Origin of the sequence: Pseudomonas sp. HY7a-MNA-CIBAN-0227 (assembly GCF_040310325.1) — a bacterium.
Classification (GTDB): domain Bacteria; phylum Pseudomonadota; class Gammaproteobacteria; order Pseudomonadales; family Pseudomonadaceae; genus Aquipseudomonas.
Window position 1 is genome coordinate 36,000 of sequence record NZ_JBEOPT010000024.1, and the last position, 15,414, is coordinate 51,413.

Consider the following 15,414-nt stretch of genomic DNA (forward strand, 5'->3'; position numbering starts at 1 on the left):
TAATCCCCTGTCGATTCGTGCGGATCAGTCAAATGTGTTTTGCCCCGCCAACGCTTATTCCCAAGGGTTATTGTCGATACCCTGCCTCCAGATATTTTTAATCTTTCGAGGCTCCCCGTGAAAAAAGTCCTGTTGCTCAACGGCGGTAAAAAATTTGCCCACTCCGACGGCCGCTACAACAACACCCTGCATGACGCTGCCCTGGCCGTACTGGACCGTGGCGGCATGGACGTCAAAGTCACCCACATCGACGCCGGCTACGACCTGGCCGAAGAAGTGGCCAAGTTCCTCTGGGCCGATGTGATCATCTACCAGATGCCAGGCTGGTGGATGGGCGCGCCGTGGATCGTCAAGAAGTACATCGATGAAGTGTTCACCGAAGGCCACGGTAGCCTGTACGCCAGCGATGGCCGCACCCGCTCCGATGCTTCGCAAAAATACGGCAGCGGTGGCCTGTTGCAGGGCAAGCAATACATGCTGTCGCTGACCTGGAACGCACCGCAGCAAGCCTTCGACGACCCCAGCGATTTCTTCGAAGCCAAGGGCGTGGACGCCGTGTACTTCCCGTTCCACAAGGCCAACGAGTTTCTTGGCATGACCAGCTTGCCGACTTTCCTCTGCGTCGACGTGATGAAACGCCCGGCCATCGAGGCTGACGTGGCGCGTTATGAGCAGCATCTGACTGAGGTGTTTAACCTGGCTCGGTAATGCGGCTAGTATCCAGGCAGCCGCTTAAAGAGGATTCACGTTGAAAGCCCGATCCGATGAGCTACAGATCTTCGTCTGCGTGATTGAATGCGGGTCGATTTCCGCCGCCGCCGAACAGGTTGGGCAGACGCCCTCGGCGGTCAGCCGCACCTTGTCGCGGCTGGAAGCCAAGCTCGACACCACGCTGATCAACCGCACCACGCGGCGCATGGGCCTGACCGAAGAGGGCAAGTACTTCTTCGAGCGGGCCAAGCTGATCCTGGAACAAATGGATGACCTGGAAGAGCGCCTGTCCTCGCGCCAGCAAACCCCGTCCGGGAGGCTGCGAATTAACGCCGCCTCGCCGTTTATGCTGCATGCGATCGTGCCCTACATCGCCGAGTTTCGCGGCCTGTACCCGGACATCCAGCTGGAACTCAACAGCAACGACCTGATCATCGACCTGCTGGAACAGAGCACCGACATCGCCATCCGCATTGGCACCCTGGCTGACTCGACGTTGCACGCCCGCTCACTGGGCTGCAGCCCGCTGCATATCCTCGCCAGCCCCGCGTATCTGGAAAAGTACGGCACACCGACCACGGTTGCCGAGTTGGCCGATCACACACTGCTGGGCTTCACCCAGACCGAAACCCTCAACCACTGGCCGCTGCGCCATGTGCACGGTGATCGCTGGCAGATCCAGCCGAGTATTTCTGCCTCCAGCGGTGAAACCCTGCGCCACTTGACGTTGGAAGGGCAGGGCATCGTTTGCCTGTCGCACTTCATGACTAACGATGACATCAATGCCGGGCGCCTTCAGCCGATCCTAGCGGAGTTCAACAGCGGTTATCGCCAGCCGATCAACGCGGTGTACTACCGCAACTCGCAGTTGGCCTTGCGCATTCAGTGTTTCCTGGACTTTATCCAGGGCAAGTTGGCCAGCTACGCCGACTGATTCGTGACTCCTGCGCAAGATTGAATTGGGCAATACAGACTTATTCGGCATGGATAAGTCCTTGATACTCGATCCAACACTTAGCTCCTTTCACAAAGCCATGCAGGAGATGCTTTCCATGAACGTATTTATTACCGGTACTGCCGGCTTTATCGGTGGCTCCATTGCGACTGGCCTGGTCAAGGCCGGCCACCACGTAACGGGTCTGGTGCGCAGCGCCGAACAGGCTGAAGTAATGACTGCACTGGGCATCGCTCCGGTGATTGGTACCTTGGACGACAGTGCCCTGCTGACCGAGCAAGCGAGCAAAGCCGATGCCGTGATCAACGCCGCCAGCAGCGACCATCGCGGGGCCGTTGAAACCCTGATCAAGGCGCTATGCGGCTCCAACAAGCCGTTCCTGCACACCAGCGGTTCGAGCATCGTTGGCGATGCGTCCGGCGGCAAATCCAGTGATGTCATCTATTTTGAAGACAACTTGCCGGAACCGACCGCCGACAAGGCCGCTCGCGTGGCTATCGACAACTTGATCCTCGCTGCCGCCCAAGACGGCGTGAATTCGGCGGTGATCTGTAACACCCTGATCTACGGCCACAGCTTGGGGGTCAAGCGCGATAGCGTGCAATTGCCTCGCCTGCTGAAACAGGCGCGCAAAAGCGGCGTGGTACGCCATGTCGGCACCGGCCAAAACATCTGGTCCAACGTGCACATTGAAGACGTGGTCGCCCTGTACCTGCTGGCGCTGGAAAAAAACGTCCCCGGCACCTTCTACTTTGTCGAAAGCAGCGAAGCGGCCTTCGTCGACATGACTACCGCCATCGCCGAGGCGCTGAACCTGGGTAAACCACAGGATTGGCCACTGGCTGATGCCGAAGCCGAGTGGGGCTATGAAATGGCCAACTACGGCCTGGGCTCCAACAGCCGCGTGCGTGGCAAGCATGCCCGTGAACTGTTGGGTTGGGTGCCGAAGCGCACCAGCGTGGTGGAGTGGATTCGCAACGAGATGGTTTGATAGGTCCCTGTAAACACTAAACCTTGTGGCAGCCCTAACGCCGGTAAATTAAGGAAATGGAGCACCTGACATTACCTTGTGGCGAGCGGGCTTGTTATGGCAGGCCCGCTTGCCACAGGTCATTCGTCGACCCTGAAAACCTGGCCCCACCCCCTGCATTTGCGTACCATCCTAAGCCTTATTTTCGCTATTCCCCCGGTAACCCCATGAACCTCACCCGCCTGCGTGCCGACTCCCTGGCCGGCCTCACCACGTCTTTTGCCTTGCTGCCCGAGTGCATCGTCTTCGCCCTGGTGGCGCACCTCAACCCGCTGATGGGCCTTTATGGCGCGTTCATCATCTGTACCCTGACCGCGCTGTTCGGCGGTCGGCCAGGCATGGTCTCGGGCGCGGCGGGTTCGATGGCGGTGGTGATCGTCGCGTTGGTGGTGCAACACGGCGTGCAGTACTTGCTGGCCGCTGTATTGCTGGGCGGGCTGATCATGATCGCCTTTGGCCTGCTGCGCCTGGGCAAGCTGGTGCGCATGGTGCCGTACCCGGTGATGCTCGGTTTCGTCAATGGCCTGGCAATTATCATTGCGCTGGCGCAGTTGGAGCACTTCAAGAGCGGTGAAACCTGGCTCAGCGGCACGCCGTTGTACGTGATGACGGGGTTGGTGGCTGCGACGATGGCCATCGTCTACCTGCTGCCGCGCCTGACCCGCGTGGTACCGCCGGCGTTGGTGGCGATTCTAGGCGTGGGTCTTGCCGTGTACCTGCTGGGCCTGCCGACCCGCACGCTGGGCGACATGGCCCACATCGCCGGTGGCCTGCCCACGTTTGCCCTGCCGCAGATTCCCTGGACCCTGGAAACCCTGCAGATCATCGCCCCTTACGCGATCCTGATGGCCATGGTCGGCTTGCTGGAAACCCTGCTGACCCTCAACCTTACCGACGAAATTACCGAAACTCGAGGCTATCCGGACCGTGAAAGCGTGGCCCTGGGCGCGGCGAATATGGTCTCGGGCGTGTTCGGCGGCATGGGCGGCTGTGCGATGATCGGGCAAACCGTGATCAACCTCAGCTCCGGCGGGCGCGGGCGCTTCTCCGGGGTGTTTGCCGGGGTCATGATCCTTCTCTTTATCTTGTTCCTGTCACCGTTGATCGAGCGGATTCCGCTGGCGGCGCTGGTGGGGGTGATGTTCGTGGTGTCCCAGCAGACCTTCGCCTGGGCCTCCTTGCGGGTGATCAACAAGGTGCCACTCAATGACGTGCTGGTGATCATTGCGGTGACGGTGGTCACGGTGTTTACCGACCTGGCCACGGCGGTGCTGTGCGGCATTGTGATTGCGGCGCTGAACTTTGCCTGGCAACAAGCCCGTGAGCTGTACGCCGACGAGCATCTTGAAGCCGACGGTAGCAAGCTCTATCGCTTGCACGGCACGCTGTTCTTCGCCTCGACCACACCGTTCCTCAACCAGTTCGACCCGGCCAGCGACCCGGAACAGGTGACGCTGGATTGTCGCCACCTGAGCTTCGTCGACTACTCGGCCATCGCCGCGCTGATGACCTTGCGCGAGCGCTACACCAAGGCCGGCAAGCATTTACGGGTACTGCACTTGTCCGAACGCTGCAAAAAACTGCTCAAGCGTGCCCGCGTTCAGCACGACTAGCTAGAGCGACGGATCACTTCACGGGCCTACAAGGTTTTCCAGTTCCTGCGCGCGGGTCCGGGTCATGTCCAGCCAGCAGCTGGCACCGTTGACTTGGTCGATGGTGCCGCCGGTTGCCGAGCCTGCGAACCCGCAATTGGCATCCCGATATTTGATCCACAGGCGCTGCACATCCTGCAGCTTCTGTTTGCGATTGCCTTCCTGGGCTGCCATGGCTGTCTTGTAGGCGGTGTTCAGGCGCGTGTCCTGCACCTTGGCTTCCTTGGTGTTGCAGTTGACCATGTCCGCGGTCGTATTCGCGCCATCCATGCATTTTTTCAACGCCGCACTGTCGGCGGCCGACGCGGTGCCGCACAAGGCCAGCAACAAGGCGCTGGCGGCGAAGGGGGCAAGCAGGGCTTTTCGATTCATTGTCGGTTTTTCCTGATCAGGATTCGGTCCGCTGTCTATGACCTGACACCGGCATTTGAGTTTCCAGCGTCCCTCTCAATCCTCATGTAAGAACGCACCTTCGATTTTCATTCTTTGTCTCTGGGCATATCTCAAAGCGACAGCGCTTATCTGTGGGCGAAACTTACTTTCATAAAAATTGAAAATAATCCTCGGTAATGATTTATGAATTTCACAACCTATTCGACGTGACCCTTTCCGAGGAGTACCGCATGGCCGCATCACCGGGCGTTTGGCTATTGGCATACGCAGCCATCGCCATCATTGCATTGATCGTGCTGATCGCACGCTACCGGCTCAACCCGTTTATCGTCATCACCCTGGTGTCCATCGGCCTGGCGCTGCTGGCCGGGATGCCGGCGGACACGATCATGGGCTCCTACGAGGCGGGCGTCGGCAAGACCTTGGGCCACATCGCCCTGGTGGTGGCGTTGGGCACCATGCTCGGCAAGATGATGGCCGAGTCCGGCGGCGCCGAGCAGGTGGCGCGCACGTTGATCGACCGCTTCGGCGAACGCAACGCCCACTGGGCGATGGTGTGCATTGCCTTCCTGGTTGGGCTGCCGCTGTTTTTCGAGGTCGGTTTTGTGTTGCTGGTGCCGATTGCTTTCACTGTAGCGCGGCGGGTAGGCGTTTCGATTTTGATGGTCGGCCTACCCATGGTTGCCGGCTTATCGGTGGTACATGCACTGGTTCCGCCCCATCCGGCGGCGATGATGGCGGTACTGGCCTACAACGCCTCGGTCGGGCAAACCGTGCTGTATGCGATCTTGATCGGCATCCCGACGGCGATCATTGCCGGCCCCGTCTACGCCAAGTTCATCGTGCCGCGCATTCACCTGCCGGCGGAAAATCCGCTGGAACGCCAGTTCATCGACCGCGAGCCACGCACCCGGCTACCGAGCTTCTCGCTGACCATGGGCACCATCCTGTTGCCGGTGGTGTTGATGATGATCGGTGGCTGGGCCAACCTGATTTCCACCCCCGGCAGCGCCTTTAACCAGTTCCTGCTGTTTATCGGTAACTCGGTGATCGCGCTGCTGGTGGCGACCCTGGTGAGTTTTTGGACGTTGGGCCTGGCTCAGGGCTTCAGTCGCGAATCAATCCTCAAGTTCACCAACGAATGCCTGGCGCCGACCGCCAGCATCACCTTGCTGGTGGGGGCGGGCGGTGGCTTGAATCGGATTCTTATCGATGCCGGCGTCACCCATGAGATCCTTGGCCTGGCCCATGCTTTCAACCTGTCGCCACTGGTGATGGGTTGGTTGTTCGCTGCGTTGATGCGCATTGCTACCGGCTCGGCCACCGTGGCCATGACCACCGCCTCAGGCGTGGTGGCGCCCGTTGCCATGGGCCTGGGTTATCCACACCCGGAATTGCTGGTACTGGCCACCGGTGCCGGTTCGGTGATCTTTTCCCACGTCAACGACGGCGGCTTTTGGCTGGTCAAGGAATACTTCAATATGACGGTGATCCAGACCTTCAAGACCTGGACCGTGCTGGAGACCCTGATCTCGGTGGTCGCCTTCGGTCTGACTTACGGCCTGTCACTTTTGTTATGAGCATCATTCTGTAATTCGGAGCCCAATTGATGGACATCCTCTACCAGATCCGCGCCCGCCAGGATTCCTTCAGTGCCGGCGAAGGGCGTATCGCCAAGCTGATGCTCGACGATGTCGGCTTTGCCGCGTCCGCCAGCCTGGAAGAGTTGTCCCAAAGGGCTGAGGTCAGCACCGCCACTTTGTCGCGGTTTGCCCGCAGCGTCGGTTGCCGTGACTTGCGTGACCTGCGCCTGCAACTGGCCCAGGCCAGCGGCGTCGGCAGCCGCTTTCTCGACCCGGCGGGCTTGCCCGAACAGTCGGCGTTTTACCGGCAGATCCTCGGCGATATCGAGGTGACCTTGCGTCAGCACTTGTCCGGCTTCAATCAACGTTGTTTTGTCGATGCCGTGAGCCTGCTGGGCAAGGTGCGGATGATCCATGCGTTTGGCATGGGCGGCCCGTCGAGCTTGTGCAGCGACGAGTTGCAAGTACGCCTGGTGCGGCTGGGGTACCCCATTGCAGCCAGTCACGACCCGGTGATGATGCGCGTGACCGCCGCCACGCTGGGCCCGGAACACGCGCTGATCGTCTGCTCGCTGACCGGCCTCACCCCGGAGTTGCTGAGCGTGGTGGAGCTGGCCCGTAACTACGGCGCCCACATTATCGCCATCACCCTGCCTGATTCACCGCTGGCGCAGTTGGCCGATGTGCTGCTACCGCTGCAACCGGCGGAAACCAGTTTTATCTACAAGCCAACGGCGGCGCGCTACGGAATGCTGTTGGCCATCGACGTGCTCGCCACCGAGCTGGCCCTGGCCATGCCGGACGACAACCAGGAACGCCTGCGACGGATCAAGCTGGCCCTGGACGATTATCGCGGCGGCGCTGATTGCCTGCCGCTTGGAGACTGAAATGAAGTACGACACGCTGATCCGCAACGCCCTGATCATTGATGGCAGCAATACGCCGGGTTATGTCGCCGATGTGGCCCTGCGCGAGGGGCGCATCGAAAAGATCGGCGATTTGTCGGCAGCCCATGCCGAGCATGAAATCGACGCCACTGGCCGGGTGCTGGCGCCGGGGTTTATCGACGTCCATACCCACGACGATACGGTGGTGATCCGCCAGCCACAGATGCTGCCCAAACTCAGTCAGGGCGTGACCACGGTGATCGTCGGCAACTGCGGCATCAGCGCATCGCCGGTCAGCTTGCGCGGCGATCCGCCAGACCCGATGAACCTGCTGGGCAAGCGCGACGCGTTCGTCTACCAGCATTTTGCCGACTACCGCGCAGCGGTGGAAAACGCCCACCCGGCCGTCAACGTCGCCGCGTTGATCGGTCATACGGCGCTACGCAGCAACCATATGGATGACCTGCATCGCACCGCCACGCCCACTGAAATCGCCGCGATGCGTGAACAGTTGCAGGAAAGCCTGGAGGCCGGCGCCCTTGGCTTGTCCACAGGCCTGGCCTACGCCAGCGCCTTCAGCGCCGAGACCGACGAAGTGCTGCAACTGAGCGAAGAACTGACCGCGTTCGGCGCGGTGTACACCACCCATTTACGCAGTGAATTCGAGCCGGTGCTGGAGGCGATGGACGAGGCGTTTCTGATTGGCCGTCACGCCAAGGTGCCGGTGATCATCTCTCATCTCAAATGCGCCGGTGCCGGCAATTGGGGGCGCAGTCCGCTGTTGTTAGCGTCCCTGGAACAGGCGGCCAAGACCCATCCGGTGGGCTGCGATTGTTATCCCTATGCCGCCAGCTCTTCGACCCTGGACCTCAAGCAAGTCACCGATGCCTTTCGTATCACCATCACGTGGTCGACGCCGCACCCGGACATGGGCGGGCGCGATTTACAGGACATCGCAGCCGACTGGGCGGTGCCGCTGATGGAGGCAGCACGGCGCCTGCAACCGGCGGGGGCGGTGTATTACGGGATGGACGAGACGGATGTACAGCGCATCCTCGCTCATCCGCTATCGATGATTGGCTCGGATGGCTTGCCGGAAGATCCGTTTCCCCATCCGCGTTTGTGGGGGGCGTTTCCACGGGTGCTCGGGCATTTCAGTCGTGATCTGGGTTTGTTCCCGCTGCATACCGCCGTACACAAGATGACCGGGTTGTCGGCAGCGCGGTTTGGCCTGGCCGGGCGCGGTGAGGTTCGCGAAGGGCACTGGGCGGATTTGGTGTTGTTTGACCCGTTACGGGTGCGCGACGTAGCGGACTTCAAGGAGCCTCAACGCGCGGCGGAAGGGATTGACAGGGTGTGGGTCAACGGCGTGTTGAGCTACAGCGACGGGCAGGCAAACGGGCAGCGGCCGGGGCGGTTTTTGGCGCGTAGCGGGGATTTGCGCTTGGGGTTTGCTGCTCTATAGTGGCGGCTCTTAAACAGGGAGTCAGCGCTATGCACTTAGGAAAAGTTACCCCTATCCTGCGAATCTTCGACGAGGCCAGGGCCGTTGAGTTCTACGTCGATTTCCTCGGGTTCAAGATCGATTGGCAGCACCGCTTCGAAGCGAATTTTCCGCTGTACCTGCAAGTGTCGCTGGGAGATTGCGTGTTGCACTTGTCCGAGCACCATGGCGATGGTTCGCCAGGTGTCGGGGTGCGGATTCAGGCGCAGGGGCTGGAGGCGTATCAGCAGCAATTGCTGGCCAAGGACTACCGCTATGCCAAGCCAGAAATTGAAGAGACGCCTTGGAATACGCGGGAGATGACCCTCCGTGACCCGTCCGGCAATCGGTTGGTGTTTGTCGAAGAGACCGCAACTACTACGTAAAACACTCCTCCCCCGTACGTAGCAGTTGTCGAGCCCAAGCGAGGCTACATCCGGGTACACCACAACAGTGCTACTTACACCCGAAAATGACTAACCATCTGCTGCAACTGCCCGCCCAATCGCGCCAGTTCCACGCTGGACTTGGCCGTCTCATCACTGGCCGCTGCGGTCTGTTCCGACACATCACGCACGTTGACGATACTGCGGCTGATCTCTTCAGCCACAGCGGTTTGCTGTTCGGCAGCGGCGGCGATCTGCTGGTTCATCGACTGGATGTTCGACACCGTACGGGTGATGTTTTCCAGTGACACACCGGCCTTGCGGGTCAGCTCGACGCTGCTGTCGGTAAGGTTGCGGCTGTTGTTCATCACAGTGGCCACTTGCTGGGTGCCGTTCTGCAAACCGGCTACCAGGCCTTCGATTTCTTCAGTGGATTTTTGCGTGCGCTGGGCCAGGCCACGTACTTCGTCGGCGACCACGGCAAAACCGCGACCGGCTTCACCGGCACGGGCGGCTTCGATGGCGGCGTTGAGGGCCAGCAGGTTGGTCTGTTCGGCCACGGCCTTGATCACGTCCATCACGCTGCCGATTTTGTTGCTCTCTTGTTGCAGGTGCGCCATGGCGTCGGTGGAACGAGCCACTTCGGCAGCCAGGCGTTCGATTTGGGCGATGGCTTCAGCCACCACTTTGTCGCCTTCACGAGCCTGGCCGTCAGCATCCGAGGCGGCCTGGGACGCTTGTTCGGCATTGCGCGCGACTTCCTGCACGGTGGCGGTCATCTCGTGCATGGCGGTGGCCACTTGATCGGTCTCGATCTTCTGGCTGTTGACCCCGGCGCTGGTCTGCTCGGTCACGGCCGACAGCTCTTCGGCGGCGCTGGCGATCTGGGTGACGCCGTCGCGGATACCCGCGATCAATTCGCGCAAGGTGGTGCCCATGCGCTGGATGCCTTGTTGCAGAACGCCCAGTTCATCACGGCGAGTCACTGCAATGTTATGGCTCAGGTCGCCGGAAGCGATGCGTTCCACTACGGCTAGGGTCTCGCGCAGTGGGCGGGTGATCTGGCGGGTGATGATTAGGGCGGCGATAATGCCAACGAGCAGTGCCAATAGGGTGCTGATCAGTTGCAGGCTGCGGGCCTGGGCACTTTCCACGTCGCGGCGTTGCAGCTGGATATCGTACAGAGCGTCGCTGCGGGCGAGAATGTCTGCACCCTGGACGGTCATCTCCTGGCGGGCGAGGACGATATTGGCGTTGGCAGACTTGTAGGTTTGCATCGCGCTGCGATAGGCGCCGAGGGCTGTTTCCAGTGCGGCCAGCTCGGTTTGTTGGCTAGTGCCGAATATCGTGCTCAGCTCTTTCGAACCTTTGATTGCAGCCTCGATTTGCGCAGCGGCGCGGGCTTCGGTGTCCGGGTTGGTGTTGCCGGTGTAGCCGCGCACTTCATAGCGGGCCACTTGAAACTGTTCCTTGGCGTGGTTGACGGCATCGAACTCGGCGAAGCGTTCAGGGCTTTCCGGCATCTGGCGCATGTTGCGGTCCAGGGTGGTAATTAGCGCGCCCGCTGCGTCAGCCCGGTCGCCCATGGTTTGGCGAGCTGCGTTGCCAGCACGGTAGGCCTCGCGCATTTTGTTCAGGGACTGCTGGTAGGCGGTGATGATGCTTTTCTGCTCGTTGAGCAGCTTGAGGTTTTCCGGGCTCTTGAAACTGTTCAGAAGTTTTTGCTGCTGGGCGACAAAGCCGTCGAGGCTGGTCTGCACGTTTTGTGCCACGGTTTCGTCGCCGTTGGCCAGCATATATTGCAGGCGGACGATGCGCAGTTTGGTCAGCGAAGCATTGAGCTGGGTGATGTCGCTCATCCAGTTGCTACGGTCAATCAGGCCACTGAGGCTGGTCCAGCCGGTGAGGGCCAGGATCGAAGTCAGGACCAGTACCAAGCCGAAGCCCAGTCCCAGTTTCAGGTTGACGCTGATGTTACCGAACCACTGGTTCATCGAATTCCTCCAGGAACAGATTACGTGTACGACAGTTGCTGGAAGTTCGCCCAGCCCATAGTTAGTCAGGAGGTATCGGCAGCCAGGGCCAGAGCTGAAACGGTTTTTACAAGAAGGCATGATGCGCGGATGGGAGGCCATTAAAGGCAAGCGCTCCGAGAGGGCGCTTGAGGGGCGGTCAGAGGTCGGCTGCGGCGCTCGCAGGAAGAATCGTCAGGATCAATCGCGACGCAAAATCCCGGCTCAGATGTACCCGGTTGTGGGCCAGTTGTGGGCGCCGAGCTACGCAAGGCGACGTACCGTTCGACCTATGCCAGCGACCGGGATAACTATCGGGTCTATCTGACTTACGATTTGGCGTTGTGGTAGGCGTTCTGACTGATCACTGCTCGACAAAGTAGTAACGCTGTCGGTTCACCGCCATCTCCTTGACTACCGTCACCGGCGCCGTCAGTTGATCGGTGCGATCCAGCATCGCCACGTTGCCCGGCTTGGCGGCGAGGAACGTTCGCAGCTCAGGCTCCGACTGCACAATTGTCAGATACGCCTGGGTATAGAACACAGTGGCTCCGGCGATTCGTTCGTTCGGTTGATACAACACCACCTGCTTGCCCTCGGCTTGCAGCGCCTGGATCTGGCTGACCAGCGGCACGAACGATTGGCGCACATCGGCCTTGGGCGCAAACCAGCACGCGGCGACCAGGTAGCTGGCAATCACCAGGGCAAAAAAGCTGCTGATCAGGCCGCGCCGATGGTCATAAAAGTGCTCGGCGAAATTCGATGTGCGTGCGCGGTGTTTCAACCAGTCCAGTAGTACGCCAGCGTACTCCGCTGCCAGCACGGCGGCGGCCGGCGTCAGTGACATCAGGTACACCGTACGCTTGCTCGATGCCAGGGTCAGCAGGGTGAATTGCGCCACCAGCCACACGCAGAAGAACAGTCGATAACGATTGCGTGCCAGGCTTTTGCGAAAGTGCCACAGCCCCAGGTACACCAGGATGTTCCACGGCAGGAACGCCTCGGGCAATTTGACGAGGTAATAGTAGAAGGGCTCGTAATGCCCGGCTTCGACAAACGAGCCACTGAAGCGTCCGACGCTGTTGGTCCACAGCACCGCACCGACCGCCTGCATCCCGTCGCGTTGAAACAGAAAGCCCAGCCAGATCAGCAACGGTACCAACGCTAATAATGTGAACAGCCCCGGCCGCAGCCAGTCGCCGATCCGTAGGCGCTTGTCCAACAGGCTGGTGCAGGCCAGGTAGACGAAGATCACGATGCCCGGCATCGCGAGGCCCAGCACGCCTTTGCTCAAGGTGGCGATCACCATTCCCAGCGTAAACAGGCCCCACATGGCGGATGATTGTTTCGCCTCGGGGCGGGTCGCCTGGTAAAACGCCAGCAGTGCCATGGTCACGCCCAGGCTGAGCAATGCGTCTTCACCGACACCGCGTACGTTGCTCCAGTAACTGGCCATGGTCGCCAGCATCAGGGCCGCGACGAATGCCAGGGTCTTTGGCCTCCCGAACTTGCGCAGCATGCCGTACAGCAGCATCACACTGAACAACCCGGCAAGCGCCGAGGCCAGCCGCACCGCCCAGGTGCTGGCGCCAAACAGGCGAATCGCACCCGCGTCGAGCCACAGGCTCAAGGGCGGTTTTTCCAGGAAAGGCTCACCAAACAGTCGCGGCACTACCCAGTCGTTATCCAGGTGCATGGCCATGGCGATCCCGGCCACCCGGGCCTCGGTCGAGCCTTGCAACTCGTGATTGCCAAGGGCAAAAAAGAACAACAGACAGCCAAGTAGAAGCAGCAGAGGAGCAGGACGCGTCATGGGTTCTGGCTACCGGGGCAGGGGAGCGTTCGGGGGAACGTTCCAGGCAATCGGCGAGTATACGAGGGCGATTCTTAACGAATCGTGAATGAGTGAGGGGTTTTTGTAAGGCTAGCCTGCTAATGCCGGCAAGTTAAGAAAATGGAGCGCCTAAGATTACCCTGTGGCGAGCGGGCTTATTGCAGTGAGTGGACTTGATTGTGGCGAGCGGGCTTGCCCGCGTTGGGGCGCGCAGCGGCCCTAAAACCATCGACTGCGGTCTTTCTGACAGATCGCAGTGACCGGCCAGGGAGTGCTCCGCACTCCACGCGGGCAAGCCCGCTCGCCACAGGTACCAGCACTCACAAAAAGAGGTGTCGATGCCTATACAGCGATGGGTTCAGCTCGGTCTCCCACCTTTGACCGAGCCCGACTGGACGTCACCGATCAATGTGGAGACTGGCTTCCCAGCGATGTTTCTCTTTCATAGATGAACGGGAACATTTAGTAAGTCATCCGCATATCGTGGTTCAGACGATACTCTGGACTGATGATGACCGAGGTCATATTCCCCTTTCAGCAATCTGCTAAGGTCTAAAGCCCCTGAAACTTCCACGGAAGGCTAGATTTCAGTCCCCATGACAACGGATTGATGATCGGAGCATTCACGTTGAAGAGCTGGCACTGTATCGTCGGTATATTGCTAATCACCACCCTTACTCTGCTGATTGATGTCCCTGTCGATACCTGGCTGACCTCGGCGACCCTGAGCCTGGTCCTCGGTACTACAGCGTTGGTTTATATGGCAGCGTCCTGCCTATTGGCCAGTCGCTGGCGTGTGGTCGAGAGCCTATTTGGCGGCCTGGACCGGGTCTATGATTCGCATAAGTGGCTGGGAATTTGGGCTCTGGTATTCGCCACGTATCACTTTGTGTTCAAGGCCAACCTGGACGTCTGGAACAGCGTACCTATTCTGGAACTCCCCAAGTACTGGACGCGACTGGTACGCCAACTGAGCTACGTCACCTTGGGCCTGATTGTGCTGCTCGCCTTAAACCGTAAGATCCCGTACAGCCTTTGGCGCTGGTGGCACAAGCTGTCCGGCCCGCTGTTTCTGATCGTGATTTTGCATTGGCTGAGCTTCAAGTCACCCATTACCCTGGCCAGTCCTTCAGGCATTTGGTTGATGCTGTTCTGCGGGCTGGGTGTGGTGGCAGCACTCTATAAACTGATGCTCTATCCATTTGTCGCCCGTGCTGGGGAATACCGAGTTACGGCAGTTTCCAGCGACAAGGGCGCGCTACATTTGACACTGGCAGCCGTGCATAAAGGGTTTTCTTTCAAGGCCGGGCAGTTCGCTTTTCTGGCGATGAAGCAAAAGGGTTTGCGTGAGCCGCACCCGTTCACCATTGCCAGCGCCTATGGGGAAAATGGGCAAATTGAGTTCGTGATCAGGGCCCTGGGGGATTACACCCAAAAGCTGCGCGAGCAGGTCAAAATTGGCATGCTCGCGGATATCTACGCCCCTTATGGACGCTTCAAACGCCAGCCCCAGGCCGAACGAGAAATCTGGATTGGCGCAGGTGTGGGTATTTCACCTTTTATTTCCTGGTTGCAAGACCCGGGCGGCCAAGACTTCGACAAAGCCACCTTGGTCTATTGCTTCAACCCCTCACGGGCCTTCCCGCCCGCCGAACAGTTGCAAGCCATGGCCGAGGTACGTGGAGTGCAGTTCGTAGGCAATGTCGGTGGCGTCGAGCAGTTGGCCGAAACCCTGCGTCAGGCAGTAGCCCAGACCGAACCCCACAAGGTTCAGGTCAGTTTCTGTGGTCCCAAGGGGTTACTGGCTCAGGTTCGTGAACTGATGCGTGCCATCCGGATTCCGGAAGCCAACCTGCACATCGAACTCTTCGAGTTCCGTTGAGCCGGCGGGCTGCCGTTTACTGAATAGACCCTGTTTTTGTCAACCGCCTCAACATGGCGCCCGAGCAGCAATGGTTGTCCGCCATCGCCACGTCCGGGGACTACCGACACTGGGTCGATGTGAGGGGGCAGTCCTATGCCCACACCATGAACCTGGCCACCAGTGCACCGTTCAACCTGCTTGCGGCCGTCACCGTGGTGGTGGCCTCGTGCATGCATCGCCGATGCTTGGGCCACGGCGCTGATGGTGCTGGGCGAAGTTGAAGGCCCACGCCTGGCGCAGGAGCGCATGACTGCGCGAGCCAGGTTGTTTATTTTCTATCCGTACGAGCTACATATATATCCGTATCCCATAACTCGCCTCGGCGTTAGAACTCAAGACAGGAGCCGTATGCGGTATTTGCGCATGTACGGATCTGTGCGGGTGGGTGGGAAGTGACTGCCATTCCTGCCGCGACCAAAGGTCTGTCAGTGTCTTGCGTTATCCATACGGGTAACGGAAGACATAACTAGTCAGAGACTTGATCCTTCCTGAATTCAACACATAAGTGCAACGCTCACCCCTGTATGCACTTCGTACGGCGTCTTCCAGCCCAAGCGCTTGCGC

General features: G+C 59.8%; 12 protein-coding genes and 2 pseudogenes. 10 read left to right on the forward strand and 4 right to left on the reverse strand.

Features of this window, described 5'->3' with window-relative positions; genetic code table 11:
* Positions 1 to 117 precede the first annotated feature (117 nt).
* From mdaB to AAEZ06_RS25665, 4 genes are all read left to right on the forward strand, one after another.
* A complete protein-coding gene (mdaB, locus tag AAEZ06_RS25650; protein WP_149413268.1) occupies positions 118 to 708 on the forward strand; it encodes an NADPH:quinone oxidoreductase MdaB in 591 nt (196 codons plus the stop codon).
* A gap of 40 nt (positions 709 to 748) precedes the next feature.
* Positions 749 to 1,645 (forward strand): LysR family transcriptional regulator, encoded by an 897-nt coding sequence (locus AAEZ06_RS25655; protein ID WP_149413267.1) that lies wholly within the window; start codon positions 749 to 751, stop codon positions 1,643 to 1,645.
* A 118-nt stretch (positions 1,646 to 1,763) separates the two neighbouring features.
* On the forward strand, positions 1,764 to 2,657 hold the full coding sequence (locus tag AAEZ06_RS25660; protein ID WP_149413266.1) for an NAD-dependent epimerase/dehydratase family protein: 894 nt from the start codon (positions 1,764 to 1,766) through the stop codon (positions 2,655 to 2,657).
* Between the two features lie 206 nt (positions 2,658 to 2,863).
* On the forward strand, positions 2,864 to 4,309 hold the full coding sequence (locus AAEZ06_RS25665) for a SulP family inorganic anion transporter (protein WP_350616862.1): 1,446 nt from the start codon (positions 2,864 to 2,866) through the stop codon (positions 4,307 to 4,309).
* 18 nt (positions 4,310 to 4,327) lie between these two features.
* Here AAEZ06_RS25665 and AAEZ06_RS25670 read toward each other — a convergent pair whose 3' ends face one another.
* Positions 4,328 to 4,720, reverse strand: a complete 393-nt coding sequence (locus AAEZ06_RS25670) for a lysozyme inhibitor LprI family protein (protein ID WP_350616864.1) — start codon at positions 4,718 to 4,720, stop codon at positions 4,328 to 4,330.
* A gap of 197 nt (positions 4,721 to 4,917) precedes the next feature.
* On the opposite strand from AAEZ06_RS25670, the gene AAEZ06_RS25675 reads away from it, so the two are divergent.
* From AAEZ06_RS25675 to AAEZ06_RS25690, 4 genes are read left to right on the forward strand one after another with little or no spacing between them, the layout of a single operon-like run.
* Positions 4,918 to 6,321, forward strand: coding sequence for a GntT/GntP/DsdX family permease (locus tag AAEZ06_RS25675; protein WP_178114490.1), 1,404 nt, complete (start codon positions 4,918 to 4,920; stop codon positions 6,319 to 6,321).
* A 29-nt stretch (positions 6,322 to 6,350) separates the two neighbouring features.
* Entirely contained in the window at positions 6,351 to 7,211 is an 861-nt protein-coding gene (locus AAEZ06_RS25680) for a MurR/RpiR family transcriptional regulator (protein ID WP_149413262.1), read from the forward strand.
* Between the two features lies 1 nt (position 7,212).
* Positions 7,213 to 8,676 (forward strand): N-acyl-D-amino-acid deacylase family protein, encoded by a 1,464-nt coding sequence (locus AAEZ06_RS25685; protein WP_350616866.1) that lies wholly within the window; start codon positions 7,213 to 7,215, stop codon positions 8,674 to 8,676.
* A complete protein-coding gene (locus AAEZ06_RS25690) occupies positions 8,676 to 9,080 on the forward strand; it encodes a glyoxalase superfamily protein (protein ID WP_350616868.1) in 405 nt (134 codons plus the stop codon). Before AAEZ06_RS25685 ends, AAEZ06_RS25690 begins: the two co-directional genes overlap by 1 nt.
* A 74-nt stretch (positions 9,081 to 9,154) precedes the next feature.
* Here AAEZ06_RS25690 and AAEZ06_RS28650 read toward each other — a convergent pair whose 3' ends face one another.
* The 3 genes and pseudogenes from AAEZ06_RS28650 to AAEZ06_RS25700 all read right to left on the reverse strand — a co-directional run bounded on the left by AAEZ06_RS28650 (position 9,155) and on the right by AAEZ06_RS25700 (position 12,905).
* Positions 9,155 to 10,018: a methyl-accepting chemotaxis protein gene (locus tag AAEZ06_RS28650; RefSeq protein WP_502948051.1), complete on the reverse strand. Its 864-nt coding sequence runs from the start codon at positions 10,016 to 10,018 to the stop codon at positions 9,155 to 9,157.
* Positions 10,010 to 11,215: pseudogene (locus AAEZ06_RS28655) on the reverse strand (methyl-accepting chemotaxis protein); the annotation flags it as partial. The gene AAEZ06_RS28650 and the pseudogene AAEZ06_RS28655, both read right to left, overlap by 9 nt.
* A gap of 241 nt (positions 11,216 to 11,456) precedes the next feature.
* Entirely contained in the window at positions 11,457 to 12,905 is a 1,449-nt protein-coding gene (locus AAEZ06_RS25700; protein WP_149413258.1) for an ArnT family glycosyltransferase, read from the reverse strand.
* A 649-nt stretch (positions 12,906 to 13,554) separates the two neighbouring features.
* Between AAEZ06_RS25700 and AAEZ06_RS25705 the strand changes: the two genes are divergently transcribed.
* Positions 13,555 to 14,808 (forward strand): ferredoxin reductase family protein, encoded by a 1,254-nt coding sequence (locus AAEZ06_RS25705; RefSeq protein WP_350616871.1) that lies wholly within the window; start codon positions 13,555 to 13,557, stop codon positions 14,806 to 14,808.
* A gap of 77 nt (positions 14,809 to 14,885) precedes the next feature.
* A pseudogene (locus AAEZ06_RS25710) lies at positions 14,886 to 15,096 on the forward strand (FAD:protein FMN transferase); the annotation flags it as partial.
* Between the last annotated feature and the right edge of the window lie 318 nt (positions 15,097 to 15,414).